19 protein-coding genes are annotated in these 26,845 nt (G+C 72.4%); 6 read left to right on the top strand and 13 right to left on the bottom strand.

Features of this window, described 5'->3' with window-relative positions; translation table 11 throughout:
• Positions 1–228: 228 nt before the first annotated feature.
• From G4D86_RS09520 to G4D86_RS09500, 5 genes are all read right to left on the bottom strand, one after another.
• Positions 229–2,451 (bottom strand): S9 family peptidase, encoded by a 2,223-nt coding sequence (locus G4D86_RS09520; protein WP_163991801.1) that lies wholly within the window; start codon positions 2,449–2,451, stop codon positions 229–231.
• Positions 2,452–2,591: 140 nt separating this feature from the next.
• The gene (locus G4D86_RS09515) at positions 2,592–3,062 is read right to left on the bottom strand and encodes an NUDIX hydrolase (protein WP_163991799.1); all 471 of its coding nucleotides are present in this window, start codon (positions 3,060–3,062) and stop codon (positions 2,592–2,594) included.
• Positions 3,059–4,468 (bottom strand): DUF2380 domain-containing protein, encoded by a 1,410-nt coding sequence (locus tag G4D86_RS09510; RefSeq protein WP_420821850.1) that lies wholly within the window; start codon positions 4,466–4,468, stop codon positions 3,059–3,061. The genes G4D86_RS09515 and G4D86_RS09510 overlap by 4 nt, the downstream gene beginning before the upstream one ends.
• A 333-nt stretch (positions 4,469–4,801) precedes the next feature.
• Positions 4,802–7,180, bottom strand: coding sequence for a hybrid sensor histidine kinase/response regulator (locus G4D86_RS09505; protein ID WP_240360140.1), 2,379 nt, complete (start codon positions 7,178–7,180; stop codon positions 4,802–4,804).
• A 172-nt stretch (positions 7,181–7,352) separates the two neighbouring features.
• On the bottom strand, positions 7,353–10,286 hold the full coding sequence (locus G4D86_RS09500; protein WP_163991797.1) for a TonB family protein: 2,934 nt from the start codon (positions 10,284–10,286) through the stop codon (positions 7,353–7,355).
• A gap of 250 nt (positions 10,287–10,536) precedes the next feature.
• Between G4D86_RS09500 and G4D86_RS09495 the strand changes: the two genes are divergently transcribed.
• Both G4D86_RS09495 and G4D86_RS09490 read left to right on the top strand, forming a co-directional pair.
• Positions 10,537–12,096 carry an OmpA family protein gene (locus tag G4D86_RS09495; RefSeq protein ID WP_163991795.1) on the top strand — a complete coding sequence of 520 codons (1,560 nt, stop codon included), beginning with the start codon at positions 10,537–10,539 and terminating at the stop codon, positions 12,094–12,096.
• Positions 12,093–12,986, top strand: a complete 894-nt coding sequence (locus tag G4D86_RS09490; RefSeq protein WP_163991792.1) for a hypothetical protein — start codon at positions 12,093–12,095, stop codon at positions 12,984–12,986. The genes G4D86_RS09495 and G4D86_RS09490 overlap by 4 nt, the downstream gene beginning before the upstream one ends.
• A gap of 120 nt (positions 12,987–13,106) precedes the next feature.
• Here G4D86_RS09490 and G4D86_RS09485 read toward each other — a convergent pair whose 3' ends face one another.
• Positions 13,107–13,496 carry a response regulator gene (locus tag G4D86_RS09485; RefSeq protein WP_163991790.1) on the bottom strand — a complete coding sequence of 130 codons (390 nt, stop codon included), beginning with the start codon at positions 13,494–13,496 and terminating at the stop codon, positions 13,107–13,109.
• A 456-nt stretch (positions 13,497–13,952) separates the two neighbouring features.
• On the opposite strand from G4D86_RS09485, the gene G4D86_RS09480 reads away from it, so the two are divergent.
• The gene (locus G4D86_RS09480) at positions 13,953–14,567 is read left to right on the top strand and encodes a TIGR02265 family protein (protein ID WP_163991789.1); all 615 of its coding nucleotides are present in this window, start codon (positions 13,953–13,955) and stop codon (positions 14,565–14,567) included.
• 57 nt (positions 14,568–14,624) lie between these two features.
• Here G4D86_RS09480 and G4D86_RS09475 read toward each other — a convergent pair whose 3' ends face one another.
• Complete coding sequence (locus G4D86_RS09475) at positions 14,625–15,029, bottom strand: helix-turn-helix domain-containing protein (RefSeq protein ID WP_324289983.1); 405 nt, start codon at positions 15,027–15,029, stop codon at positions 14,625–14,627.
• A 592-nt stretch (positions 15,030–15,621) separates the two neighbouring features.
• Between G4D86_RS09475 and G4D86_RS09470 the strand changes: the two genes are divergently transcribed.
• Positions 15,622–16,767, top strand: a complete 1,146-nt coding sequence (locus tag G4D86_RS09470; protein WP_163991784.1) for a serine/threonine-protein kinase — start codon at positions 15,622–15,624, stop codon at positions 16,765–16,767.
• A gap of 109 nt (positions 16,768–16,876) precedes the next feature.
• Positions 16,877–17,245, top strand: coding sequence for a response regulator (locus G4D86_RS09465; RefSeq protein WP_163991783.1), 369 nt, complete (start codon positions 16,877–16,879; stop codon positions 17,243–17,245).
• A 24-nt stretch (positions 17,246–17,269) separates the two neighbouring features.
• On the opposite strand, the gene G4D86_RS09460 is transcribed toward G4D86_RS09465, so the two are convergent.
• The 3 genes from G4D86_RS09460 to G4D86_RS09450 all read right to left on the bottom strand — a co-directional run bounded on the left by G4D86_RS09460 (position 17,270) and on the right by G4D86_RS09450 (position 20,517).
• Positions 17,270–19,717: a PAS domain S-box protein gene (locus tag G4D86_RS09460; protein WP_163991781.1), complete on the bottom strand. Its 2,448-nt coding sequence runs from the start codon at positions 19,715–19,717 to the stop codon at positions 17,270–17,272.
• Between the two features lie 82 nt (positions 19,718–19,799).
• Positions 19,800–20,186, bottom strand: a complete 387-nt coding sequence (locus G4D86_RS09455; RefSeq protein ID WP_205519509.1) for a response regulator — start codon at positions 20,184–20,186, stop codon at positions 19,800–19,802.
• Positions 20,187–20,265: 79 nt separating this feature from the next.
• Positions 20,266–20,517 carry a hypothetical protein gene (locus G4D86_RS09450; protein ID WP_240360139.1) on the bottom strand — a complete coding sequence of 84 codons (252 nt, stop codon included), beginning with the start codon at positions 20,515–20,517 and terminating at the stop codon, positions 20,266–20,268.
• A 223-nt stretch (positions 20,518–20,740) separates the two neighbouring features.
• On the opposite strand from G4D86_RS09450, the gene G4D86_RS09445 reads away from it, so the two are divergent.
• Positions 20,741–21,430: a response regulator gene (locus G4D86_RS09445; protein WP_163991779.1), complete on the top strand. Its 690-nt coding sequence runs from the start codon at positions 20,741–20,743 to the stop codon at positions 21,428–21,430.
• 3 nt (positions 21,431–21,433) lie between these two features.
• On the opposite strand, the gene G4D86_RS09440 is transcribed toward G4D86_RS09445, so the two are convergent.
• From G4D86_RS09440 to G4D86_RS09430, 3 genes are read right to left on the bottom strand one after another with little or no spacing between them, the layout of a single operon-like run.
• On the bottom strand, positions 21,434–24,553 hold the full coding sequence (locus G4D86_RS09440) for a bpX6 domain-containing protein (RefSeq protein WP_163991777.1): 3,120 nt from the start codon (positions 24,551–24,553) through the stop codon (positions 21,434–21,436).
• Positions 24,553–26,385: a hypothetical protein gene (locus G4D86_RS09435; RefSeq protein WP_163991775.1), complete on the bottom strand. Its 1,833-nt coding sequence runs from the start codon at positions 26,383–26,385 to the stop codon at positions 24,553–24,555. The genes G4D86_RS09440 and G4D86_RS09435 overlap by 1 nt, the downstream gene beginning before the upstream one ends.
• On the bottom strand, positions 26,382–26,810 hold the full coding sequence (locus G4D86_RS09430) for a bpX5 domain-containing protein (protein ID WP_240360138.1): 429 nt from the start codon (positions 26,808–26,810) through the stop codon (positions 26,382–26,384). Before G4D86_RS09430 ends, G4D86_RS09435 begins: the two co-directional genes overlap by 4 nt.
• Between the last annotated feature and the right edge of the window lie 35 nt (positions 26,811–26,845).

The raw sequence follows: 26,845 nt of genomic DNA, 5'->3' as shown, positions 1-26,845 counted from the left end.
CGGCTCGAAGAAGAGGCAGGGCGCCGGGCTCCCGGCATGGGGCGTCCATGCCAGGGCGGACCCTGGGAGTGATGACAGACCCGCCATCGGCTTTTCCCCCAGCGCGCGCCGCCACACCCGCGGCACGAAGCATGCGGTGGAGGAAAAGAGTGCCATGTCCCCACCGGCGCGAGCCTGTCCCGGGGTACAGCCCCCCGGCCCAGTGCTCACCCGTGAGCACTTCGCGGCTCAGCGGGCCGCCGTCCCGGGTAGGGGTGCCAGGGCTTCCTTGAAGTGACGCATCACCCGCTCCCACATGCGCTGGCTGACGAGGGGGTCCCCCACCATGTGCGTGTAGCCGCTGAGGGGCAGCAGCTCATGCGGCCGGCCCGCGCGGAACAGCGCGTCCGACAGCTTCAGCGTGTGGAAGAAGTAGACGTTGTCGTCCGCGGTGCCGTGGATGAGCAGCAGCCGGCCGATGGGCTTGTCCTGCTTCGCGTAGGTGAGCAGCGAGCTCCTGTCGTACGCCTCCGGGTGCTCGTCGGGCAGGCCGAGGAGGCGCTCGGAGACGTGGGTGTCGTAGTCGCGCCAGTCCGCCACCAGCGCGCCTGCGACGGCGGCCTTGAAGACGTCCGGCCGCTCCATGGCGGCGAGCGCGCTGATGTAGCCGCCGTGGCTCCAGCCGACGATGCCCGCGCGCTGGAGGTCCACCTCGGGCACTTCCGCGGCGAGCGCCTTCAGCGCGGCGACCTGGTCCTCCAGCGTCACGAGTCCGAGGTTGTACTTCACGGCGTGCAGCCACGTGCTGCCCCGCAGCGGCGTGCCGCGCCCGTCGAACTTCACGACGAGGAAGCCCTGGTCCGCCATCCACTGCGACATCAGGCTCTGCGCCATGCTCTGGTGGACGCTGGTGGCGATGGCGCCGCCGTACACGTCCACGAGGACGGGCAGCTTCACGCCCGGCTTGAAATCACGCGGCCGGACGATGGACGCCCAGAAGCGCTCCCTGCCCACCTGACGGACCTCGAGCCGGGGCTGGAAGGGCGGCTCCTTCGCCACGGAGGGCAGCTCCCCCACGCGCGTGCCGTCTGCCTTCAATACGTAGCTGCGGCGCATGCTGGTGGGCCCTTCCGTGAGGAGCACGGTGAGGTGGCCCTGCTCGCTCATGCGCGCGGACTCCAGCGCCGGACCGCCCGACGTCACGCGCGTGGGCGCCCCGCCCTTCACCCCGCGCCACAGGTAGCGCTCGGTGGGGTTGGGGCCGCCGACGAAGTACAGCGTGTCCTCCGCGGGCAGGTAGCGCACCAGGCCGCGAAAGCCGGCGTCTGGCTTCACCAGCGAGCGCACGAGGCCGCCGTCCGCGTTGCGCAGCTCCACTTCCGGGGCGCCGTTACGCTCGGTGAGCCAGAGGAAGCCGCTGCCATCCGGGAGCCACTCGGGGAAGGGCGGGTGCAGGTCCAGCCACGCGTCGTCCTTCTCCGTGAGCAGCACGCGCGTGCGGCCCGTCTTCACGTCCACCGCGAGCACCTGCTCCTCGGTCTGCAGGCGGTTCTGCACCAGCAGCGTCAGCGGCCCCTTCGCCGGCCACGCGACGGAGGCGAGGTACGGATACCTCGCGGCGTCCCAGTCCACCCACGTCGTCTTGCCCCCCGTCACGGGCGTGAGGCCCAGGCGCACCTTCGCGTTGGCCTTGCCCGCGCGCGGGTAGGGGAAGCGCTGGGCGCCGGCCTCCGGGTGCATGACGTCGACGATGGTGAACTGCTCCATGCCGGCGGTGTCGGACTCGGTGTAGGCGAGGAGCTTCGAGTCCGGGCTCCACCAGAAGCCGGAGAAGCGGCCCATCTCCTCCTGGGCGAGGAACTCGGCGAGGCCGTGCGTCTTCTCCGGCGTCCCGCCGCGCGTCACGCGGGACTCCGTGTTGGAGGCGAGGTCGACGCGGTACACGTCGTTGTCACGCACGTACGCCACCTGGCGGCCGTCCGGGGAGAACTGGGGGTCGATGGTGCCCGGCCCCGTCTTCAGCTCCGTCACCTTCCCGGACGCGCGCTCGACGACGTAGAGGCGGCCGGACAGCGACAGCCGGAGCCGCTCGCCGTCCGTGGACAGCGCGAAGGAGGCGAAGCCGGAGGCCATCATGCGCATGCGCTCGCGGCGGGCCTTCTCCTCGGCGGTGAGCGTCTCCGCCGCGCCCTTGAGGAGCGACTCCGGGGTGAGCACCTCGCGCGTCTGGCCCGTCGCCACGTCGAAGGCGAAGAGCGTCTGCGCGCCGGAGGGAGGCTGACCCCGGAGGAAGAAGACGGTTTTCTCGTCGGGGGTGATGGTGCCGAGACCGGGACGCCCGAGGTTGAAGTTGCGCGTCTCCGACAACTGCCGGAGGAACGAGTCTCCAGGGGAGACGGAGGACGGCGAGGACTTCGGCTGGGCCAGGACGGGAGCGCTCAGCAGTGCGAGCGCCGCGAGGAGGTAGCGCATGCGAGGGCCGGCCACCCCGTGTCCGAGGTCGCCGCTCCGTGACAGCGAGGGGTCACTGCGAAATCACCCTACCGCAGGCGCTGTGGCGGTACAGCCGCACGCTTGCTCCGTGGAGGACATCCCGACCACGCCGCTGTGGGTCAGGCTTCCTCGTCGGGTAGGAGCGTGCGGAGCAGCTCGTCGTCGGGCCCGAGCGGGCGCCAACCGGGGGGCGGTGGCCTGGCCAGGAGTGCCGCGGTGACTTGTCTAGCGCGCTCCTTGTGCGTCTCTGGAGTGAAGCCAATCCAGGAGGCGAGCGTCATTGCGGCCTCCAAGCGGGCTTCGTCGTCGAACACGACCGGCCAGCCATCGGGAAAGCTCTCGGACAATTCACGTACGAGCTGCCCGCGCGTCAAGCGCGTGACCTGACAGCTTCGTTCCGCCTCATCAACCAACCCGCTAAACACCTGTACCGCGCTGAAGCTGTCCTTGCCGAGTTCCTCGGCCAACTCAACCAGCGGGAGTGTGGGATGTGCGTCGGCAAAGGCGGTAAGCGACGTAAAGCCGCGCTCTCGGACGCGCTCATACATGCGGGCCGGCCAATTGCCTTGCCAGGAGCGTCCGTCGCTCATCGCCGTCTCCCGGGGATGAAGTTCATTGGGATGCCATAGCGCCTCATCTCCCTCGCAACGAGCCTTAGAATCGCATCCCGAGTCAGCATCCGGCCAGCCGCTGTTTCTGCGTCTCGCAGTATGCTCATGATCATCTGGTTCCATTCTTTGGGCCACGTGCGTCCCAGGCGCCAGTCACCCCCACCGTGAATCGCCTCGTGTTGTGCCTGCTCCAGCCTGACGCAGAAATGGTCGATGTCCATGTCACCCGTGAAACCTCGCTGCTCGAACCACGCGCGGCGCTCCTGCGGCAGGACGTGGTGCTTCGGTGCCTCGGACATGCCCGCTCCGGCCCTGCCGGTCTCGCGCATGCCGCGAACCTCGGGCCCATCACCGAGCGCTTCACGCACGCCCTGCGGCAGGTCCCCGTTCGACTGCGCCATCATCACCTGACCTGCATGAATGCGGACGGCGGCGCTGACGACGGGCACGGAGATGACGCCCGCCTTCACGAGGCGGCGAATCATCTCCACCCACTCCGCGGAGACGACAAGCCGCGAGCCCGCCATCACTCCGCCCGAGCCCACGACGAGCCCCACGCCGACCGTGGCGGGAGCGGCCGGTGGCAACCGGGGCAGTGACAGCTTCAGCGTCGAAACGAGTGTGAGCATTTCCACGAACTGCGCCGCCGCCATCGCCTGCCCGCTGCGTTCCATGGCCGTGCGCGCGCCCTCACGGATGGAACCGAACTCGTGCGTGAGCTGCCCCATCAACCCGGGCATCGTCGTAGCTGCTGCCTCGACCCGCACCGGGTCCTGTGACGCGAGCGCCGCCAAGGTGGGCTCCATCATTCGCTGCACGCGCCCCATGTCCATGAACAGCCGCTCAGCGCTGTAAGCCGGGCACTGCTGGAGCACGACATCAGCGAGATTGAGGAAGTCGAGCCATGCGGAGAGCAGCATGTCGCCGAACATGGCGGCCTGGAGACGGGGGCCCGTCATCCGCAGGAGCCCCAACTCCATGTCCGCGTCAGCGACCTCTTCGGCTGCATCCACCAGCGCGGTTGCACTACCGAGTGCGCGCCGAAGCCATGGCACCTGGTCGGAGCCGTGGTCGACGTAGCGGGTGAAGACGCCGCTGGCGCCACCGATGCCGGCCTTTCGAGCCGCGAGCTTCGCGAGCGCGTTGGAGATGCCGGAAGTGGAGGTCCGCACCTCGTTGGCCGCATTGAGGACCGCTTGACGGGTCGGCGTGGCGCTCTGCCCACCCGACACGCCACCGGAGGCCACCCCTGTCACGACTTCACCGGAGCCCCGACGATGATTCAATCGCTCAGGCTCCCCGGCACCGCGCGGCATATAGCTCAGGCCTTCCCTTCGGCCTGGCTCTGCCGGCAGCGACGCACAGCCTGTGGTGAGCACGACCACGCTCAGCAGCAGAGCCTCAGCGCGCATCGTCCATTCCCAGGCCCACGGACGCGAAGGCCCCCGGTGACAGCAAGAGCCACACGACGACCCATCTTCGCTTCGCGCGCATGCACGTCTCCCGTGAGTACCTCGACCGCGAAGAAAGGACACACGTTCTGACATCCAGCGTGGCCGCGTCGGGCCGGCAGTAGCAAGGAGCAGGCAGGACTTCCGAACGAAGCCAGGCGGTCAGCGGCTTCCGGGCGCGGTCGTCCAAGGGAGCCGCGGCCGCTACTTCGCGAGGCTCCCGCCTTGGAACGCGGGAACCGGCCATCAACGCGGGGAGCGCGGCTCTCAGGCCCCGTGCCGGGGCAGACGCACGGTGAAGGTGGTGCCATCCTCGGCGGAGGACATCACTTCCACGCTGCCACCGTGGCCGCGGACGATGTCGCGGACGATGTAGAGCCCCAGGCCGATGCTCCGGCTGGACTGGCCCTCCTTCAGCGTGCCGCGCGTCATCGGCTCGAACAGGCGGGGCAGCAGCTCCGTGGGGATGAAGGCTCCACCGTTGAAGACCGTCAGCAGCGCGCTGTCCCCGTCCAGCCGCGCGGCCACCCGCACCGGCGCGCCGGACGGGCTGTACGTCAGCGCATTGCTCAGCAGGTTCGTCAGCACCTGCGCGATGCGGTCCGGGTCCCACTCGCCCTTCAGCTCGGGCTCCACGTCCAGCTCCACGTGCCGCCCGGAGTGCGCCACCAGCACCTCGTCCACCACCTGCTGCACCACGTCCTTCAGGTCCGTGGGCTGCGGGTGCAGCGCGATTCCACCGCCCAGCCGCGCCTTGGTGAAGTCCAGCAGGTCGCGAATCATCCGCGCCGCGCGCTCGGTGGCCTGGTTGATGCGCGTCACCATGCGCCGCTGCGCTTCGGACAGCTCGCCCTTCTTCTCCATCAGCCCCGCGGACATGGAGATGGCCGCCAGCGGGTTGCGCAGGTCATGCGAGACGATGCCCACCAGTTGCTGCTCGAACTCGGTGCGGCGCCGCAGCTCCTCCTGTGCGCGCCGCTGCTCGGTGAAGAGGCGCGCGTTCTCGATGGCGACCGCCGCCTTCGCCGCCAGCTCCTCCAGCAGCCCCAGGTCGTCCCGCGTGAAGGGCCGGTCCGGGCCGAAGCGGCACAGCGTCAACACACCCACCACGCGGCCCTGCATCCGCAGCGGGACGCCCACCAGGCTGTGGATGGGGAAGCGCCGGCCGGCCTCCTGCCGCTCCGGCGGCACCAGGGCCATCAGCGCGTCCTGCGTCAGGACGGGGAGGAGCTGCGACTGGCCGGCCTCCAGCACGCGCCCGCTGAAGCCCTCGCCGGAGCGCAGCGGCTCCTGGAGCACCGCGCGGTAGAGCGCCTCCGCCTCCGGATTCACGTGGTGGAAGGCCTGGAGCTCCAGCCGCTCGCCGTCGTCGGACAGGAGGTAGAGCGCGCACGCCTCCGCGAGGTGCCGCGACACGTGCCGGGCGATGGTGTCCAGCAGCCCGTCCAAGTCACGGTTGGTGACGCTGAACGCGTCCGACGCCTCTCCCAGCAGCCGCAGCCGCGCCGCCGAGGCGCGCGCCTGCTCGTGGGCCCGGCGCTCCTCGGTGGACAGCCGCACCCGCTCCAGGGCCTGCGCGCACGCATGCGCCAGCGCGGTGAAGAAGGCCCGGTCCATCTCCGTGAAGGTGCGCATGCGGGCGAAGGACAGCCCTATCGCGCCCACCACCCGGCCCTTCACCAGCAGCGGCAGCGAGACGGCCGCCTCATGCACGCCCAGCGTGTCCACGTCCGGGAAGCTCGCCTGCCACTCCTCCGGCGAGCACAGCCAGATGGCCCGCTGCTCCCGCACCGCCTGGGTGAGGGGGATGGGCGCGGCCAGCGGCACCCGGCGGTACTGGGCCAGCACCGCTTCCGAGTAGCCGGTGGAGTCCACGATTTCGAGCGCCTCGCCGGACGCGTCCAGCAGGTTGACGGCCGCCGCCCGGGCCCCGGCCGCCACCAGCCCGTGCTCGAAGAGGGCGCGGCATACCTCCGCCACCGTGTCCGCCTCCGACAGGCGGGCGGCGAAGTCGCGCAGCCGGTCGATATAGCCGGACGCGCGCAGCGCGGCGTCACGCGCCTCGGCCTCCTTCTGCTTCAAGAGCTCCGACTGGCGCCGCACCTGCTGCTGCGCGCGGAACAGGTCCACGAAGACGGACACCTTCGAGCGCAGCACCTCCGGCGGGAAGGGCTTCTGCAGGAAGTCCACCGCGCCGGTGGAGTAGCCGGTGATGAGCTCCACGTCGTCGCGGCCGTAGGCGGTGAGGAAGATGATGGGGACGTTGCGCGTGCGCTCGCGCTGCTTGATGAGCGCCGCCGTCTCGAAGCCGCTCAGCCCCGCCATGCGCACGTCGAGCAGGATGACGGCGTACTCCTCGCGCAGCAGGTAGCGCAGCGCCTGCTCACCGGAGGACGCCTTGTCCAGCCGCACCCCCAGCGGCTCGAGGATGGCTTCCAGCGACACCAGGTTGGCGGGGTTGTCGTCCACCATCAGCACCGCGGACACGTCGCCTCCCGCCAGGACGGCGTGATGCGAGGCCTCGTCGGGAGGCGGCAGCAGGTGGGGCGCCAGCATGAGGCTCGGCGCTGTCACCGCGAGGTGGCGAGCGGGACCGCCCAGTCGCTCGGACCACTCGGCCATCGTCGGAATCCCGTCCTGGAACATGAAGAGGTCACCTGGGTGTTCAGCGGTCCGGAGTGCGTCCGGTCCCATGGCCCCGGGGGTGGGGGCTCTGGGAACAAGAGTCAGCCTAGGATTACACCGCTGCGAAGACACGCGTGCCCCGCACGGCGGCGGGGCGGGCAGGTAAGCGTGCGCTATCCATCACTCCTCCTGCTCAGTACCGCCCCTTCACCCCGAGGATGGGCAGGACGATGGGCAGGCCCACCGCCTCCTTGGTGAGCGGCCGTCCGCCGCCGCCGTTGTACTCGAAGCCCACCGTCTCCCGGCTGATGGTGACGTTGAGCATGTCCAGGTACGCCTCCAGGTTGAAGGAGTCGTAGACCCACGCCTTGGACAGCCGCACGTCGAAGCGGAGGAAGCCCGGCAGCCGGTCCACACGGTCCCTTTGCGACTTCACCCACGCGGGCCGGCGCGCCTCGTCCTCGCCCTCGCGGTGCGTCTGCGTGCCCAGGGCGCCGTACTCCGGGCGTCCGGAGTTGAAGTGCACCACGCCGCCCACCGTGACGCTGTTGGAGAACTTGTAGCTGAGCACCAGGTTGACGATGTGCGTCTGGTCGAAGACGAAGGGCAGGTCCTTCTCGTCCTCGCCAATGACGTTGCCCGAACCGTCGTAGCGGTAGAAGCGCGTGAAGCGGGTGCTGCGCTGCAGCGTGTACGAGAGCCATCCGAACCAGTTGTTCCCCAGCGGGTGGCGGATGAGCACCTCCAACCCGTACGCCAGGCCGTTGCTGGTGAAGTCCGGGAAGTCGATGTCGCCCCGGTCCGGGATGAGGCCGCCGCCGTCGCCGTCGTCGTCCTCCTCCTGGAAGGCGCGGCGCAGGGCGCGTGACTGGCGAGCGCCCTTCGTCACCTCCACGTCGTCGGGCAGGTCGGGGTCCACGTCGTCCACCAGCCCCTCGTCGGAGAAGGGCGTCAGCTCGATGGTGCGCACCATGGGGTTGACGTAGACGTCCACGCCCACTTCCAAGTCCCGCCACGCCTTCCACTCCGCGCCCGCGGAGACCTGGATGCCCTCCTGGAGCCCGAGCAGCAGGCTGCCCACGTCCACCACGGGCAGGCTGATGAGGGAGGTGGGCGGCTGGTGGAAGAGGCCCGCGCCGCCCTTGAGGGTGAGCGTTTCCGACATCTTCCTGCGCACGGTGATTCGCGGCTCCAGCACGCCGTGGTCGATGCCGGGAGACAGGTGGTAGTTGTCCACGCGCAGGCCGGGCACCACGGACCACTTGTCGTCGGGCTGCCACACCGCTTCCGCATACGCGCCCATGAAGGTGCCCAGCGCGACGGGCGCCGTCTCCACCTCCTCGGAGCTGTCCCGCGTCTCGTCGAGGATGTCGACGATGGCGCGCTTGGAGTCGATGTCCGCGCCGCCGCGCAAGGAGAGCGTCGGGGACACCGTCATCGTGTAGCCCAGACGCGCGGACAGGGTGCCCTGGTCGATGTAGATGGCGTTGGCGTTGTCGGCCACGTCCTCGTTGATGATGGAGAAGCGGTCCAGCCCCCACGTGGCGCCCACCTCGAGCTCACCGGGGCCCACCGGGTGACGGAAGCGCAGGTCCACGCGGTGGAAGATGATGGACTGCAGCGCGGTGGTGCTGAAGTCGTCCTGCGCCTCGCTGCCGAAGGTGTCCGAGGAGCCGAAGGCGAACAGCCGCAGCTTGCCCTTGCCGACGTCCTGCTCGATGCGGCCCTGGTAGTCCCAGAAGTCCAGCACCACCTTTGGGTTCTCCCGGCCCGGCGCGGGCGGGGCCTGGAGGCTGTTGGCCGCGAGCGCGATGATCCACGGCGTGTACGAGTAGCGGCCGGCGAGGCTGACGTTGGTGCGGGTGTCCTCGAAGGGCGTCTCGATGAAGAAGCCCGCGTTGATGAGGTCCGCGTAGGCGCTGCCGTGGACGCCGTCGTCGCGCGGGCGGCTGAGGCGCCCTTCGATGGCGCCGCCCATCAGCCGCCCGTACTTCGGCGGCGGCGTGCCCGGATAGAAGTCGATGGCGTCGATGAAGTCCGGGTGGATGACGGCGGGGCCCAGGAACAGGTGGAAGAGGATGGGGACGCGGATGCCGTCGAGGAAGTAGCCGGTGGACGCGGGCTGGCTGCCACGCACCACCGGGTACGCCACACCGGACAGCATGCTGCCCACGCCCGGCATCAGCATGACGACGCGGAACGGGTCGCCCATGGTGCCGGGCACCTCGCGCAGCTCCGCGTCGTGCAGCGTGACGCGGCTCACCTCGGTGCGGTCCCTGTCTCCGCGCACCACCGTCTCGTACGGGTTGATGACGAGCGGCTCCAACCCGTAGACGACTTCCAGCGCCTCCTTCGCGTTGAGCTTCTCGCGGAAGACGAACGGCTTGTGGCCGGGCGCCAACACGCGGACCTTGTGCGCGCCCGCGGGCCAGCGCGCCTCGAAGCGGCCGTGCTCGTCCGTCTGCACCGGTGCGTCCGGCAGCGCGTCCGACAGCAGCGTGGCGCCGGCGATGGGGCGGCGGTTGCCCCGGGTGCGCACCAGGCCGCGCAGCGTGACGGGCCCGTCGGGTGCCACGCCGCCGTCGACGCCCGCCATGGGCACGGGGGCCTCGAAGCGGTACTCGAAGAACAGGCGCACGCGCACCGGCTGCCCGTCCAGCGTGGCCGGGTTGAAGCGCAGCGAGGGCGCGGCGTGCAGCGCGGCCCGGTCCAGCTGCGGGTGCAGGCCCTCCACCAGCGTGGCGGACTCCACCTCGCCCGCCTCGTCGATGAGCAACTCCAGCTTCACCACGCCCGCCACGCCCTCCGCCGCGAGCTGCGGCGGGTACGGCGCGGGCGAGTCCGCCACCAGCGACGGCGGCACGAAGGCCTGCTGGGGCGTGCCCGCGTCCGCGGCGGACTCCGTCCCCGAAGCGGCGGCGGCGCCCGGGTCCACGGCCCAGCCCGCGTCCGTGCGCGCCAGCTCGCGCTCCACCTCCCGCGGGCCGGCCACGGCCGCGTCGGGGAGCCCGCCGTCGGGCGTACCCACGTCCTGGGCCCGGGCCACCAGCACCGGCACGAGCAGTCCGAGCGCCAGCGCGAGCGCCCACGTCCGGGGGCACCCCCTCCGCCTCTGTCCACGAGTCATGTGCTTCACGATGTTTTTCGAGTCGGCCCCTGGGCCCCATGAGGCCAGGGACGGGCCAGGGTGACAAGCGCCCCCGGGCGAAGACCCTCGCCTGACTGCTCTCATGCCTCCGAAGTTCCCCGCATCCGTCAGCGGGTGGACGGTGTGGGGGGCCTCGTCGGGGGAAGGACACGCGGCTCGACCACCGGGGCGGGAGGACGCGGGCCGGGGCGCTCCCCACCTTGTTCTCCACCCCGGAGAACCCCCCTCCATGAGACTCACATCCCCTTCGACCTGGAGCCGGCTGGCGTGCACCGTGCTGTGGCTCCTCTCGGGCACGGCCGCCGTGGCCGCCGAGCCTCCGCCGCTGCCCGCCTTCGACCTCGAGCGCCTCATCGTGGCGCCCACCTCGCGCGGCGCGCTGCTGGGCTCGGACGGCCTGCTGCTGGAGCCGGGCACGCTGCGGCTGGCGGTGGTGACGCACTACCAGCACCACCCGCTCGTCATGGTGCGAGACGGGCGCCGCGTGGGCGAGGTGGTGCGCGAGCGCGCACTGCTGCACCTGTCGGTGGCCGTCGCGCCGCACCCGCGGCTGGAGCTGGGCGCGGCGGTGCCCGTGCTGTTGGGCCAGGGCGGCATGTCGCTGGCGGGGCTGGGCCTGGGTGAGCTGCGGCGCTCCGGCGTCGGGACGCCGCTGGTGCGCGCGCGCGTGGGCCTGTTGCGCGAGGCGGACGGCGCGCTGGTGGACCTGGCGGCGGAGGTGGACGCGGGCCTGCCGCTGGGGCGTCGCGAGGCGCTGATGGGCGACGGGCACTGGAACGTGACGCCGCGCCTCGCGGTGGGCCGGAAGTTCGACCGGATGCGCGTGTCGCTGGAGGCGGGCACACGGCTGCGCGAGCGGGTGCAGGTGGGCACGCACGCGGTGGGCTCGGAGCTGCCCTTCGCGCTGGGGGTGACGAACGTGGACGGCTCGCTGCGAGGCGAGCTGAGTCTGCGCGCCGCCGCGCCGCTCACCGGCGGTGCCCTCTGGTCCGGCGAGGTGCTGGCCGGCGCGCGCTACCTCTTCAGCGACCGCCTCGAGGTCTTCGCCATGGGAGGCCCCGGCCTGGGTGTCGCGCCCGGCGTACCCGCCTTCCGCGTGCTGATGGGCGTGGGCTTCGACCCGCTGCGCTTGAAGCAGGAAGCCCCTTCCGTCCCGCTGCCCGTGGTGACGCGCGAGCCGGAGGGCAGCGTGCGCGACGGGCTGCCCGGTGAGGACGCCCTGGCCATGGTGGAGCCCGAGGTGGAGGACGGCGCGGCGCCGCCCGAGCCGGACGTCGCGGAGGTGTTGGACATGGACGCGGACACGGTGGCGGACGGCATGGACAACTGCCCGCGCGAGCCCGGCCCGCCGTCCAACCAGGGCTGCCCGGAGTCGGTGCGGCAGGTGGTCTACCTCACCGAGAAGACGCTGGAGATTACCGAGCGCATCTTCTTCGCCTTCGACCGCGCGGAGGTGCTGCCGCGCTCCTACCCGCTGATGGACCAGGTGGCGAAGGTGCTGCGCGAGCACCCGGAATTGGAGCACGTGGTGGTGGAGGGGCACACGGACAACATCGGCCCGGCCTCGTACAACCGGCGCTTGTCGCAGGCTCGCGCGGAGTCGGTGTGCCGGCAGCTGGAGCGGCGCGGCGTGGAGGCGCAGCGGCTGCGCGCGGTGGGCCAGGGCCCGGACAAGCCCGCGGACACCAACGACACCTCCGCCGGACGCGAGCGCAACCGCCGCGTGGAGTTCCACATCCTCCCGCCCGCCACCGCGACGCCGGGCAACGCCCAAGAGGCCACGCCATGATTGCCCCGCCGACGTTCGACCTGGTGCGCGCCGGAATGGCGCGCGTGGCCGGCTGGCTCGTGCTGCTGGGACTGACGCTGCTGTGCGTGCCGTCCGCCTTCGCCGGTGACTCGCGGGATGTGGAGACGTACATCCGCAGCGCCCCGGAAGCGACCACGACGTCCACCACGGCCGACTTCACCTTCGATTCCAACGTGGCCGATGCCGGGTTCTGGTGCCTGCTGGATGAAGAGCAGGCGTACGAGCCCTGCGAGGACGGCACCTGGCACCGCGAGGGCCTCGCGCCGGGTCCGCACTCCTTCTGGGTGTACGCGTACGACCGGGGGACGGGCAAGGTGGACGAGTCGCCTGCCCGCTCGGAGTGGACGGTGGAGGAGCTACCTCCGCCGCTCGACGCCGGCAGCCCGGACGGTGATGGCGGCGTGCCCGGCGGTGACGCGGGGACGGGCGCCGATGGGGGCCCATCGCAGGGCGACGCGGGCACGGGCGACTCCGACGGCGGCACGCCAACGGGGGACGCGGGGACGCATGCGGATGGGGGCCCGTCGTCAAGCGACGCGGGGACGCATGCGGATGGAGGCCCGTCGCCGAGCGACGCGGGCACCGGTGACAGCGACGGGGGCACTTCCGGCAACGGGGATGGGGGGACGACCCCGGGTGGCGGCGGGGACGGCGGCACTCCAGCGGAGGACGCGGGCACGGCCGACGAAGATGGCGGCACGGGCGACGACGCGGGACGACCAGACCCCGTGCCGCCGGACGACACGCCGACCGACGAGGCGCTGGACTACCTGGGCTCGGGCATGGGCTGCACGGGTGCGCCGGCTCCGGGCGCGGTGGCGGGGCTGCTGCTGTTGGTGCTCGCGCTGCGCCGGCGGCGCGGGAGCTGACGCCCCGGGTGGGAGTGGGGCGTGGCCACGCGGTGCGCACCTCCACCGGGAAGGCCTGGGGCTTCCGGGTACGTACGTGGGCAAAAAAGCCACCTCGTGCGACAGCCCGGGGGCGACGGCTCAGGTCGGCTCGAGGCGGGCGAACGTGGCGAGGCCGGCGATGTAGCGGCCCAGCACGGAGAGGGGCTGCGGCTTGACGAGGACCAGGTCCACGCGAGCCTCGTGCGCGCGCTCCCGGGTGGCGTCGTTGGCGAAGGCCGTCAGCAGGATGAACCGCGCCCGGGGCATGACCTGCCGGAGCCGGGCCACCACCTCCAGGCCGTCCTCCCGCTGCCCGCGCCCGAAGAGCAGGTCCGTCATCACCACGTGGAAGGGCGCGGCCCGGGCGGCCTCCAGGGCCTCCGGGAGGTTCTCCGCGGACGCGACGTCGTAGCCGAGCAGCGTGAAGTACCGGCTGAGCGCCCAGCGCAGGGTCGGCTCGTCATCGACAATCAGCACACGCTTCCGCATGGCCGGACACCTGAGCAAGTCACGTGCCCTGGGTGAACGCCTCGCGTCGGGCCCGCAATTCCTCACATCGGCCGTTGGAGGAGAGGCGCACGGCACGGGCGCTGTCTGGATTTCAGATCTGAAATCTGGAGGCCGGACGGCCTTCCCTCGTGGGAATCCCTTACATCCAGCCCCATCCGAAAAGCATGCAGCCTCGTCACACAAAACCGCATTTGCCTTTCAGGAAATCATTTGTTACCTGGATAACGCCTCAATCGCGGATGAGCAGCTTACGCGGGAACCCGATTCGAGGCCGCTCCGTCACACGCGGAGCCACTCGGCCCTCCACCTCAAGTGCAGACACGCGCAGCCCGCGTGCGGCACCTGTCTGTCCATTCCCCCCCGGGGCTCCTCCGCCAGCCGTCCGCCCGAACGTCCATGCAACCGCGCCTCTCATTGAAGCTGGAACCCGACGTCATGACCCCGCTCCTCCGGGGCAGCCCCATGGCGCCGGAGGTGGAGCGGTCCCTGAAGCAGCGGTGCGCGCTCTCCACCCCCGAGGACACCACGCGCGGCATGTTCTTCCGGGGCGTCCTGGAGACGGTGCGGCGGCTGGGCGGCCCCGCGCTGGAGGCGGAGTGCCGGAAGCTGCTGCCTGAGAAGCGCTACCTCGACTTCTACTCCTACCCCGTCACCCACTTCCTGCAGCTGTCCTTCCTGGCGGCGCACCTGCTGGCGGACGCGTGCGGGGGCTTCGACGAGGCCCAGCGCCGCCTGGGCCGGCAGGCCGCGCACGACTTCCTGACGTCCGTCGCGGGGAAGACGCTGCAGATGCTCGCCCGCGACGAGCCCCGGCTGCTCCTCGAGCAGCTCCCGACAGGCTTCCGCCTGGCGGTGAGCTACGGCGAGCGCGGCATGACGTGGACGGGGCCGACGAGCGGCCACTTCACCATGAAGCGCAACTTCATGCCGCCCGCCTACCACGAGGGTGTCCTCGCCGCGGTGCTGGAGGCGGTGGGGGCGCGGGACGTCCAGGTCCACGGGCGCGACACCGGCGTGCTCGGCGCGGAGTACGCGGTGTCCTGGCGCTGAAGGGCTCCAGGCGCGGGAAGCGCACCGCCGGGGCCGGGCTCACCGCTGGGGCCGGGCTCACCGCTGGGGCAGGATGGCGGCGGCGACCTGGTTCATCAGCTTGAGCTGGCCGCGCGACATGCGCCGCAGCGTCCGCAGCAGCCGGCGCATCTCCGGCAGGTGGTCCTTGTCCCGGGACTCGTCCTCCCACAGCGCGGCGCCGACCGACGCCGCCGTGACGAGCCCCATCCCCACATCCGCGGACAGCCTCAGGGCGAGGCACAGCCGGAACAGGGTGGGCACGCTGGGCATCATCTTCCCGCGCTCCATCCGCCCGTACACCTCCGCCGCGATGCCGATGCGCTCCGCGACGTCCGCCTGCGTCAGCCCCGCGCGCAGCCGCGCAATCCGGGCCTCCTCGCCAACACTCGCCGCCAGGCGCCGCTCCAGTTGCTGACGCGACTTCCTCGCGCGGTCCGTCACACTGCGGAGCCGGGGCCGCCTGCGGGGGGTAGCGGAACCTTCAGGGTGGGTCTTCACCACGTCAACCTTCTGAGTTCGGACCGGAGCCACGGCCTGAGCAGGAACAAGCCGCCCCCGGTCGCGGGCTTCCCGACTTATAACCCAGCAAGTCAGCAGGCGATATACCGATATGGCGGGTAGTGTATCCGCCCCGGGAAGCCCTCCGGAACCCGGGCGCGCGCGCCCCACCCACCGCGTCACCCGGGCCTGGGACAGGGCGTGTATCCCACCCACAACCACATGTCCGATTTCGCCCCGAAGCGCCCTGCCCGCTCCGTCCGGTGGCCGGCGGCGGTAGCGGCGGGCCGCGTGGGGGAAAGGCAGCCATTGCCAACACGGACAGCGAAAGGAATTCACGCCCTGCCCCGCCCGCCGGCTGTCTGGATTGACAATGATTGGCTCCCGAATCCCCCTCTGTGCGCGAGGCCGAAAGGAGCCCGCGCGCGACGCCGGGTGGAGCACTACCCACAGGGTGACTTCCGGGAACAGGACGACCATACTCGGAAGGTGAGCCGGCCGACGTGGGAGGTCCGCCGGCCCCAGGAGAGCCGCCATGTCGTCCCTGCCGTCCGAAGTCCCCCCGCCGCCACAGGTGCTGCTGCGCTCCGGCCGCACGACCTACGAGTTTGTCCGCAAGCTGGGCACCGCCCACCACGGAGAGCTGGTCCTCACCCGGCGCCTGTATGACTGGGGCTTCGGCGGCTATGCCGTCCTCAAGCGTCCGCTGCGCCTGGTGGAAGAGGCCCCGCGCCGGCTCATCGAGGAGGGGCGCCTCAGCGCGCAGCTCCACCATCCCAACCTCGTCGCCGTGCACCACCTCAAGGGCCCCGACGACGCGCCGGTGCTCGTCTTCGAGCACACGCCCGGCCACCGCCTGGACGCGCTGGTGGAGGCCTCCACCCGCGCGCAGCTCCCCTTCTCGGAGGGCTTCGCCCTCTACGTCACCGCGGAAGTCGCGGACGCGCTCCACCACGCCCACGGCCTCACGGACGAGCACGGCCGCGCGCTCCAGGTGGTGCACCGCGACGTGGGCCCCCACAACGTCCTCATCACCGAGCACGGCGCGGTGAAGCTGCTGGACTTCGGCGCCGCCTGGTCCCGGCTGCCGGGGCGCGTGGCCACCATCGGGCCGGACCTGCCGGGCAGCCTCGCCTACGCGGCCCCCGAGCACGTGGCCCAGATTGGCCTGGACGCGCGCGCGGACCTGTTCGCCCTGGGCATCGTCCTGCTCCAGCTGCTCACCGGCCGCCACCTCTTCGAGGGCGCGGACCGCTTCGACGCGGAGGCCCGCCGCCGCCGCGAGCGCGTGCGCGTGCAGGACTCCGCCACCCACGAGCTGGCGCTGGACGCCGCCATGCACGAGGCCGTCAGCCTCGCCGCCTCGAACGAGCTGAAGGGCCGCATCCTCGCCTACTCCCGCGCGGACCTGGAGGACGCCACGCGCGCGGTGCCCGCCGCCCTCGTGCCCATCGTCCAGAAGGCGCTCGCCCCGGACCGCGCGGAGCGCTTCACCACCGGCGCGGAGCTGGCCCGCGCCCTGCGCGAGCACCTGCGCCGCACCAGCCAGCCCTTCGGCCGCGCCGAGGCCCTCGCCGAGCTGGCCGGCCTGCGCTACGCCGCGCTGCGAGTGCAGGGCGGCGAGTCCCCGGAGGAAGCCACGGAAGACCGGCTCCTCCCGGAAGACGACGCCACCTCCTGACACCCGCACACCCGCAGCGTGTCATCCCGGACACTCCGGGCGTCGACGGGAGGACGCCTTCACAGTGTGGCCCTGGCGGCCATTGGACCTCGGTACGACGCTGGGGCCCATGTCCACGCCCAACCTCGTCCTCCTGGTGGAAGACCACGCCGACAGCCGTGAGCTGCTGGAGGAGTTCCTCACCCTGGAGGGCTTCCAGGTGGAGACCGCGGGCAATGGCCTCTCCGCGTGGGAGCGCCTGCGCCGCCCGCCGATGCCGGACGCGGTGCTGCTCGACCTGATGATGCCGGTGATGAGCGGCTGGGAGCTGATGCGCCACGTGCGCGAGGACTCGCGGCTGCGCGCCGTGCCGGTGGTGGTGGTGTCCGGCGCGGGCAACGCGCAGCCCTTACCCGAGGGCGTGCGCGCCACCGTGCCCAAGCCGGTGGACCTGGGCGAGCTGCGCGACACGCTGACGCGCGTGGTGGGCATGCACTGAGGGAGGACTGCCCGTTCAGTCAGTTCAGTCCGGCGGCGCGCGCGGCAGCGTCACGCGGAAGGTGGTGCCCGCCTCGGCGGCGGACTGCGCCTCGATGCGTCCGCCGTGGCCCTTCACCACCTGCTCGACGATGTAGAGCCCCAGCCCCAGGCCGGCGCCCGCCCCGCCCGCGTGGCCGGCGGAGGTGCCGCGGCGGAACGGGTCGAACAGGCGCGGCAGCATCTCCGGGGGAATGGGCTCGCCCCCGTTGTGGACCTCCAGCACCACCGCGTCGCCCGCGTCCGACAGGCGGAAGGTGACGGGGAGCTCGGGCGGGCCGTACTGGAGCGCGTTGCCGCCCAGGTTGCTCACCACCTGCAGCAGCCGGTCCGCGTCCCACTGGCCCTCGTAGCGGCCCGGCCCCACCTGCACGCGCAGGCTCCGCTCCGGCCAGGCCGCCTCCAATTCCTCCACGCCCTGCCGCACCACCGCGCGCACGTCCCCGGCCACGCGCTGAATCGGGATGCCGCCGCCCAGCCGCCCCCGGGTGAAGTCCAGCAGCTCCGAAATCATGCGCCGCATCCGGTCCGCCGAGCGGGCCAGCCGGGTGACGAGCCGCCGCTCGCGCTCGGCCAGCACCTCGCTGTGCAAGAGCTGCGTGGCGGAGAGTTGAATCGCGTTGAGAGGGTTGCGCAAATCGTGACTGACGATGGCGATGAGCCGCTCGCCGAAGAGGGCGGCCTGCAGGGCGGCCTCCTGCGCGCGGCGCCGCTCGGTGACGTCCACCATGGTGGCCACCGCGGCGACGATGGCGCCGTCCCTGTCGCGGATGGGCGCGCTGGAGACGAGCACCGTCAACCGCTGGCCGTCCGCGCGCGGCAGGAGCAGCTCCTCGCCGCGCACCACCTCGCCGTGGAGGACGCTGCGCATCAGCGGCCGCTCCTCGGGAGCATACGGCCGCCCGTCGGGGTGCAGCACCTCGGGGGAGCTGCGCGTGTAGTCCTCCAGCGGGGAGGACGCCTGGAAGGGCTGGCCGGTGATTTCCTCCACCTGCCGGTTGGTCATCAACAGCCGCCCGCCGGGGGCCTCGGCGATGAAGACGCCGGCGGGCATCTGGTCCAGCACCGACGCCAGCCGCGCCCGCTCCGCTTCAATCGCCGCCAGCAGCCGCTGCCGGTCCACCTCCACCGCGCGCCGCTGGGTGATGTCCAGCACGGTGGCCACGCGCTGCACCACGCGGCCGGACGCGTCGCGGAAGGCCGTCTCGTGGGAGAAGGCGGGGAAGCGGCTGCCGTCCTTGCGGAGGTGAAGCGACTCGTACTCGTGCGAGAGCTTGGAGTGCGCGGCGGCCACGTGCCGGGGCAGCGCGCCGCGCGCCTCGGGCGCGAAGGTGTCCTCCAGCGGCCGTCCCTTCAGCTCCTCGGGCGTGTACCCGTGCATGCGCGCGAAGGCGGGATTCACGTCGAGCAGGACGTTGTCGTCCGCGCTCATCACCGCCACGCCCACGCCCAGCCGGGTGAAGACCTCCTCCCAGCGCCGCAGGCCGGCCTCGCTCTCGCGCAGGCGGGCCAGCGACGCCTCCGCCTCGGCGCGCGCCTGGCGCTCGCGGGCATGGGCCTGCGCCTGGGACAGCAGCGCGGTGGCGCGCGCCGCCATGGCGCGAAACAGCAGCAGGTCCTCCTCGGACAGCTCGCTGCTGGCGCGGCTGCCCATCAGCGCCACGCCCAGCAGCTCCGAGTCCAGCACCAGCGGCACGCCGTACAGCGCGCGCAGGCCGGCCTCGCGCAGCGTCCGCTCCGCCACATGCGCGTCCGTGCCCGCCTCGTGCACCAGCAGCGGCTGGCGTGAGGCGGCGATGGTGCCGGTGAAGCCCTCGCCCACGGGCACCCGGGCGCCGGGCTCCAGCCCCTCGCCCACCACGCTCTCCACCCGCAGCATGTCCCCGTCGCGCAGCAGCACCGCGGCCACGTCCACCGCGGCCACCGTCTCGCGCAGCACCAGCAGGAGGCGAGGGAGGAAGCCCGCCACGTCCTCGCTGCCCAGGGCCGCGGTGCTGATGCGGTCCAACGCCTGCAGCGTGCGCTCGCGCGCGCGGGTGTAGCGGCTGACGGAGGTGGCCATGGCCTCGTCCAGGGCCTCGTGGAAGACGCGCTCCTCCTCCGGGCTGGGGGCGGCCTGGGCCCGGCTCGTCCACAACCGCAGCACGCAGCCGCGCAGCAAGCGGTACTCCGTCACCACCTGCCGCAGGTTGAAGCCCTCGCCCAGCCGCTCCAGCGCGTGCAGGTCCGGAATGGGTCCCATCCCCGAGACCACCCTGCCCCGGGGCCGCTCGCGCATCAGCGTGGCCACCACTTCCAGCAGCCGGGGCAGGCCGTCGCGCAGCGCGAGCCGCGACAGGGCCTGCGCCGCGGGCATGGCGCGCACCTCCGCCTCCCACGCCTCCATGAGGGCGTCCTGCTGCTGGAGGAGGAAGTCGGCCAGGGTGGTGGGCACGGTGGCGCGGGATGTAAGTCCCCGGGCTGCCCCCCGACAACCGCAATCCGCGCGCAGTGCCGTGCAGCGAAAGGCGCGGCCCTCAGCCCTGCGCGCAGAAGCCGGCCACGGTGTCCAGCAGGAGGGGAATCTCGAAGGGCTTGCGCAGCATGGCCCGGGCGCCCTCGGGCGGCTCGCGCACCGAGGCGGAGAACACCACGATGGGGACCTGGCTCAGCCCGGGGTCCGCGCGCACGTGCGCCATGAAGGCGAAGCCGTCCATGACGGGCATCATCAAGTCGAGCAGCACGAGGCCGGGGCGCTCGCCCTGGTGTCCCAGCTCTCCGAAGACGTGCAGGGCGTCCTGGCCGTTCTCGGCCACGTGCACCTCGAAGCCCGCGTCCTCCAGGATGTCGGCGACGGCGGCGCGCAGGTCCGCGTCGTCCTCCACCACGAGGACCGAGCCGACACCAGGGACGGAGATTTCCATTTCACGACGTTACGGCCCCGGGCTGACATGGGCGCTTCGGCCTGTACCGGACAGAGGGGGTGTGCCCGGCGACCTCCACTCAGCGTGCCTGGGCCTGGGGCGGCTGCATGTGCGTCAGCCGCAGCAGGCGGTGGCTCAGCTCCAGCTGGTAGCGGACGCGGAAGCCCGAGTCGAGCACCACCAGCCCCGCCCGCCCGGTGACGAGCGGCCCGTCGAGCGGGAGCCCGGCGGCGAGCGCGCCGAGCTCCGACTGCAGCCGCTCCCGCACCGCCGATGGACACCCACAGAGGGTGCGCAGTGCCCGGGGCTCGAGCTGGAGGCGGAGGGCCATGATGCTTCCAGACTGACCAGTTCCGTTCTGCGGAACAAGCCGTACCGCGAGTCCAATGCGGTCGTCGGCTTCCCCACGTCATGCGGGGGGATGTCCCCCACACTCCGCTGTGCGGTGCGAGACATCCCGCGCGCTGTCCGTCAGGAGACGGGGTGCATTTCCCATCTGGCTCAAAGTCTTCGCCGGGAGTAATCAGTCCCCGCTCGCTTCCGAATTCCGCGCCATGTCCCGGCCCGTCAATCATCTGCTCCTCGTCGAGGATGACTCCACCTGGCAACAACGCCTGGGGGACGCCGCGCGTGAGGAAGGACTCCACGTCTCCCACGCCTCGGATGGGGTGGAAGCCTTGGAATGGCTGCGGACCCACCCGCGCGCGGGGCACCCGGACCTCATCCTGCTGGACCTGGTGCTGCCGCGGATGGATGGCTGGGAGCTGTACGGCCAGCTGCGGACGAACGAGCGGCTGCGGCACCTGAACGTGCTGATGTTCTCCGGGGCACTGAGCGGCGGCGAGCCTCCGCTCGGAGGCGTGGTGGGCTACCTGCGCAAGCCCGCCGTCCCGGAGGCGATGCTGGGCGAGCTGCGCACGCGGCTGCGGCACCTGCCCGAAACCGAGCTCCGCGAGCCTTCCGGGCCGTACGCGCTGCGGCTCCAGGAGCACGTGGCCCTCTCGTTGGATTTGCTGCCCCGGGCGGAGTGCCACGCGGTGCGGCTGCACCTGCTGCGCGCGGCGGAGTTGGTGGGCACGGAGCTGCCCATGACGTCCACGTGGCTGATGGCGCTGCCGGGCGTCCCGCCCGCGCTGCTGGTGACGGTGGGGGGCGTGCGGGTGGTGCTGGAGGTGGACGACGAGCAGCGCGTGCTCATCGCCTCCTCCATCGACGTTCCGCCGGACCTCTTCCGCGCGTCCTGAGCGTCACCGCACGGCCACGTGCCGGGCGATGCCCTCTTCCAAGTCCAACACCAGCAGGCGGCCGCGCTCGTCGAAGGCCAGCAGCGCGGTGTCGGTGAGGCGCACGCGGGGCCGGGTCTCTCCCTCGAAGACGAGCAGCGCTCTCGCGGTGCCGCGCGCGTCCACCAGGTGGAGCTGCCAGTGGCCCGTGCACCACAGCACGTCCACCCGCCAGGCGTCGGAGAGGAGGAGCTTCGCGCGGCCCGGGCGGAGGCGCTCCGGCGGTGTTGCCGCGCGGGAGCCCAGGGGCCTCAGCCAGAACAGGCGCACCTCCTCCCGGGGGAGCCCGGGCACACCGGGCGACTCCGGCGACGGTGGGCCTTGGACGGTGACGTGGCCCACCGCGGCGGACTCTCCATCCGCGGTCAGTGAGAGGCCCAGGAGGATGAAATGGAGGATGTCGCCATCGGTCAGCAGCGGGGTGCGGGCGCGCAGCGTGGGCCCCTGCGGCAGCTCATACGTCCACCGCTCGCGGTCTCCGGTGAGGAGGCTGAGCCGCCCGGCATCCACGGCCAGCGCGTGCACGGGGGCCGGCACGTCCGGCACCCGCCAGAGCGCACGCAAGTCATTGGCGAGCGCGTCCACCATCATCACCGTGCGCCGGGAGGCGACGAACCAGACGCTGCCGTCGTAGGTGGGGGCCCAGGTGTCCACCGCCGCGTCGCACCACGGGGTGGCCCGGCGCGCCACCAGGTCCAGGCGTGACAGGCGCCGCACCTCGCCGCGAGGGGCAATGGCCAGGGCCCGGTCTCCATGGACGGAAGGCACCAGCGCGAAGGCCGGCACGTCGAAGTGCGCCACCAGCTGGCCGTCCGCGCGCACCAGCCGAGCGCCCGCCTCGCCCAGCGCGAGCAGCAGCCGGCCGTCCGGCAGCGCCACCGCGTCGTGGACGGGGAAGGCGCCGTCGTCCGTCTCGCGCACGGTGGCGTGGACGGGAGGACGGGACACGTCGGTGCTCCACGCGATGCGGGAGCGCTCCGTCAGCGGGGGCAGGTCCGAGCGCAGCGTGCCGTCGGGGGCGTCGCGCAGCAGGCGGGTGAGGAAGTCGGGGTTGAAGCGGGCCCGGCCCGCCGCCCTGTCTCGCAGCAGCGCGCGCACCGTGGGCACCACCAGCGCGGTGCGGCCCGCGGAGGGGGACTCGCCGGCCAGCGTGAGGGCGAAGGCGAAGCGCTCGGGGGCACGCTCCGGGGAGTCGTCGAGCAACTCGCGCACCTGCGCGCTCGCCGCCGCGAGTCCGTCGGGGAAGGCCGTCACCCACAGCGCGAGCAGCCGCGCGCCGCTCGCGCCACCGCAGGCCACACCCCGCTCCAACCAGCCGCGCGCCAGCGCGCGGGCGTCGGTGATGGGCCACACCGCCTGCACCGCGCGGGCCCAGTCGCCGGACTCGGCGAGCGTCTCGCCCCACAGCAGGCGCAGCACGCGGGCCTGCTCCGGGTGCGTGCGCTCCAGCCGCAGCACCGCGTCCGCGAAGGCGCCGCTGCGCCGGGCGATGGCCGTCGCGCGCGCCACGTCCTTCGCGAGGAACCACTGGCGCACCACGAGGCCCGGGGACAGGTTGCGGCCCTCGGCCAGCTCGGCGGCCAGCTTGAAGCGGCCGTGCCGCTCCAGGAAGGAGACGGCCTCCTCGTGCGCGCCCAGCAGCTCGGCCAGGATGAAGGCCGCCTCGTCGATGCGGCCCTCGCGCTCGAAGCGGCGGAAGGCCTCGCGGTAGCGCTCCTTGAGGGCGGAGAACAGCGCCTCGCCCCCGGCGAAGACGGAAGCGGCGCCGCCCCGCGAGGGCTGGATGGAGAGCGACTCGCGCGGGCCGGGCACGCCGAGCGCGATGCGCGCATTCTCACTCAGCTCGTTGGTGCCCAGGGGAATGGCGTAGCGCAAGGCCTCCTGGAGGTTGCCCTCCTCGAAGAGGTCGAAGAGGCGGCGCACGTACTCCGCCTTGCGCCGTCCCAGCAGCTCGCCGAGCGGCGTGTTGCGCAGCATCCACTCGGACAGACGGGACAGCATGCTCGGTCCCGGAGGTGCGGGCGGAGGACCGGAGGGCGCGGCGCCAGAATCACCGCTGCCGGTGGCACCTGCCATGTGCTCGTCGGTGGGGGCGAAGTACGCGAGGAACCGGCTCAGCCACGAGGGCCGTCGCGGCTTCGACGCAGCGGAGCCGCGCTGCATGCCGCCCGCGGCGGTGCCAGCACCCGAGGGCAGTGACTGCGAAGCCGCGCCCCGCTGGAACCACGCGGCGAGCCGGGAGAGCAGACCGGGACGGGACGCGGTGGAGCCGGAGCCCGCATCGCCTGAACCCGTCGCTGACCGGAACGCCGCGCGCAGCCGCGCGAGCAGCCCCGGGCTGGACGCCGACGCCGGAGAGGCAGCACCCACGCCACGCCCCGACATCGCCGCGCGCAGTCGCGCGAGCAGGCCGGCGCGGCGCGCGGCGGTGGGTCCACCCGCCGCGCCTGCTTCCTGGCCGCCGAAGAGCGCCGCGCGCAGCCGCGCCAGCAGGCCCGGAGGCTCCGCCACCACGAGCCCCTCCGGCGGAGGCTTGCCCTGCATGCGCGCGAGCATCACCTGCGCCTCGGGCGCGAGCGTGGGCACGGAGGGACCGAAGAACGCGCGCGTGGGTGGCGGCAGGGGCTCCAGCGCGGGCACCGGCGGTGGCGGCGCACCGAGTCCGCGCACGGGCAGCGTCACCCACGCGGACACGTCGAGCCACTCCGACAGGTCCACCGCGCGCGCGCCCGTCAGCACGTGGACGTGTGCCTGCCCCGCGCGCATCAGCACCACCGTGCCGTCGCGCAGCTCCGGGTGCCCGCGCTCGGCGGCAGACAGGGGCGCGGAGGAGAGGACGCCCTGCTCCAGCGTGAGCGGCAGTCCCGGCGCGGAGTCACTGGCGACGACACACGGCCGCGACAGGCGCAGCAGGTAGCCCCCGGCCACGGAGAACACGACGGCGCCCGGAGTCCACGCGGCGAGCACGCGACGCCGCGCCTCGCCCTCACCGAGCAGTGCGGGGTCGAACCAGAGCGCGGAGGCCCGCACGGTGCCACGGTGCAGATGCCTTCGAGGACGCAGCGTCGTGGAAGTCGTGCGCATCAGCCCGCCCTCGGCATCGCCTGGTACAGGATGCCGCCCTCGCGCAGGTTGCTCAGCACCAGCGTGCCCCCTCTCAGCATCCACCCGAGCACCGGCGTCCCATGGCTGGCCTGCGCGTGCATCACGCCCTCCCAGGCCACCGTCACCTGGTAGCGGGCCGTGGGACTGATGAGCCACAGCGTGCGCCGGTCCTCATCGAGCACCAGCAGCCCGGGGTCTCCCGGAGCCGCGCGGCACGTGCCCGCGCCGAGCACGCTCATGTCCGTGGAGAATTCGATTTCCTGCGCTCCATCCGAGCGGAACAGGCGCCACAAGCCCGGCTTGTGCCGCACCGCGAGCAGGCCCGCGTCGGGGTGGGCGGCTCCGTCCAGGTAGCCGAAGTACGCGTCACCGTCCCGCGCGCCGAGCGGCAGGTGGCGCACGCAGTCCTTCTCCACGACGCCGAGCCATGCGCCAGACGACTCGTTTCCCGGCTCCGCGGGCGGGGAGCGCGACACGAAGACCACCTTGCGGTTCACCTCGGCCGCGGCGGTGACCCCTCGTGCCACGAGGAACACGCTGATGCGCCGCGTGGCCCGGTCCTCCTCGACGAGGTAGAGGCTGTTGTTCACTCCGGCCAGCAACAGGCGCTCGTTGCCGTTGGAGTCCTCGCAGCTCAGCAGCCGGCCCGGAGCCGCGCCACTCGCCGGAGGCCACAGCTCCACGGACGTGGGCTCGTAGTGGAAGACCTCACGGTCGGGCTTGCCGCGCGAGGAGCCCCGGAGCTTGCCGTGGAGCACATACTCGCTCCCACGCATCGACAGGATGATGAGGCCGCCGTTGTGGCGCCAGCCCGTGCCCAGCACCACCTGCCCCGCAGGCGGCGTCACACGCCGGGCCTTGGGCACGGTGGCGCGGATGGAGTGCGGAATGGCCATGGCACCCACGCTGCCGTCCTCGCGGTAGAGCAGCAGTCGCTTGCCATCCGCGGAGAAGGAGAACGAGCGCAGCGGCGCCGTCAGCTGCGACGGGCGCGGCATCACGGGTGGCGCGACGCGGGGCTTCTGCAGCGGGTCTCTGAGCAGACGCACGCTGGTGTCGGGCGGCGGCAGGTCCAGCAGCACGGAGCGCGAGGCGCGCGAGGCGGGACGCACGTCCACGGTGAGCTGCCGGGTGCCAGGGGCCAGCACCTCGGCCACCTCGACGCGGGACAGGCCGGTGGCCTTCGGCAGCTTGGACAGTCGCGCGTCGCCCACGAGCCACGCATCCTCCGGGGCCGCGTCGAGCGACAGCGCGTCCCGCCACGCGGCGAGCCGCTCATCGGTGGGAGGCTCCAGGTCTCTCGCGGCGAGCCAGGTGGTGAGGGTGCCCGCCGTCACCTCGGAGAAGGCGCCCTTGCCGGGGTCGGACTGGAGCACCGCCCAGGAGAAGGCGGCGCCTGCGGCCTCGGCGCGACGGGACAGGACGATGAGGAGCGCGAGGTGCGCGATGCGCGGAGCACCGAGCTGGTCCGGCCCCGCGTCCAGCAGCGCCACGGTGCGCCGGGCCCCCTGCGGCTGGCGGAACGCGGGCTTGAGGAAGGACAGCTCGCCGAAGGCGGCGCGGCGCACCAATTCGTCGGGAGCCTCGAGGGCCCACAGCCACTCGCTCACCAGCAGCCGGTCGAAGGTGCCGCGTCGGGTGAGGCCGTCATAGCCCTGCGGCTCGCCGCCATCGGCCTCGCCCCGGGGGCGCAACGCGCCGAGCGCCGCGGACAGCCGCGCCACGTACGGGCCCAGGTGCAGGACCAGCTCATCGGGAAACAGGGAGAGCTGCGAGGCCCAGGGCCGCAGCGCCGGAGGCAGCGCGCTCACGGAGTCACCTGCGCGGTGCTCGGAGCCAGCCACGTGGTGAGCGTGATGCGGGACACGGGCCGCGCCGCGCCCACCGGGACGAGATGACCGGACGCGGGCAGCACCGCCACCGGAGTCCCCGCGTTCCCCACGCGAGCGAGCAGCGCGCGCTCCAGCATCGACACCGCTACATCGGGCACCAACGCACAAGGCAGCAGCAGCGACGGCGCGGCGGAGTCCCTGCCGAGATACACGGCGCCATCCACCCAGGGCAGCAAGCCCGCGGGGCCCAGCAGGACGAGCACACCCGTCCCGGCCACCCCACTCCACTCGGCGAGCCGCGCGTCCGTCTCGGAGAGCACCCGGCGCGCGAGCGCGAGCGCAACCGCTCCCTCACCCGCGACGGCGAGCGGCTCCAGCGGCTCGGCCCGGGGTCCCCAACGCACCGGTACTCCTTGGCTACCCATGCCCGTCCCCCCTC

Source organism: Pyxidicoccus caerfyrddinensis (assembly GCF_010894405.1).
GTDB lineage: Bacteria > Myxococcota > Myxococcia > Myxococcales > Myxococcaceae > Myxococcus > Myxococcus caerfyrddinensis.
Note: the sequence above shows the minus strand (reverse complement) of the source record. Positions and strands in the feature narration are given on the sequence as shown.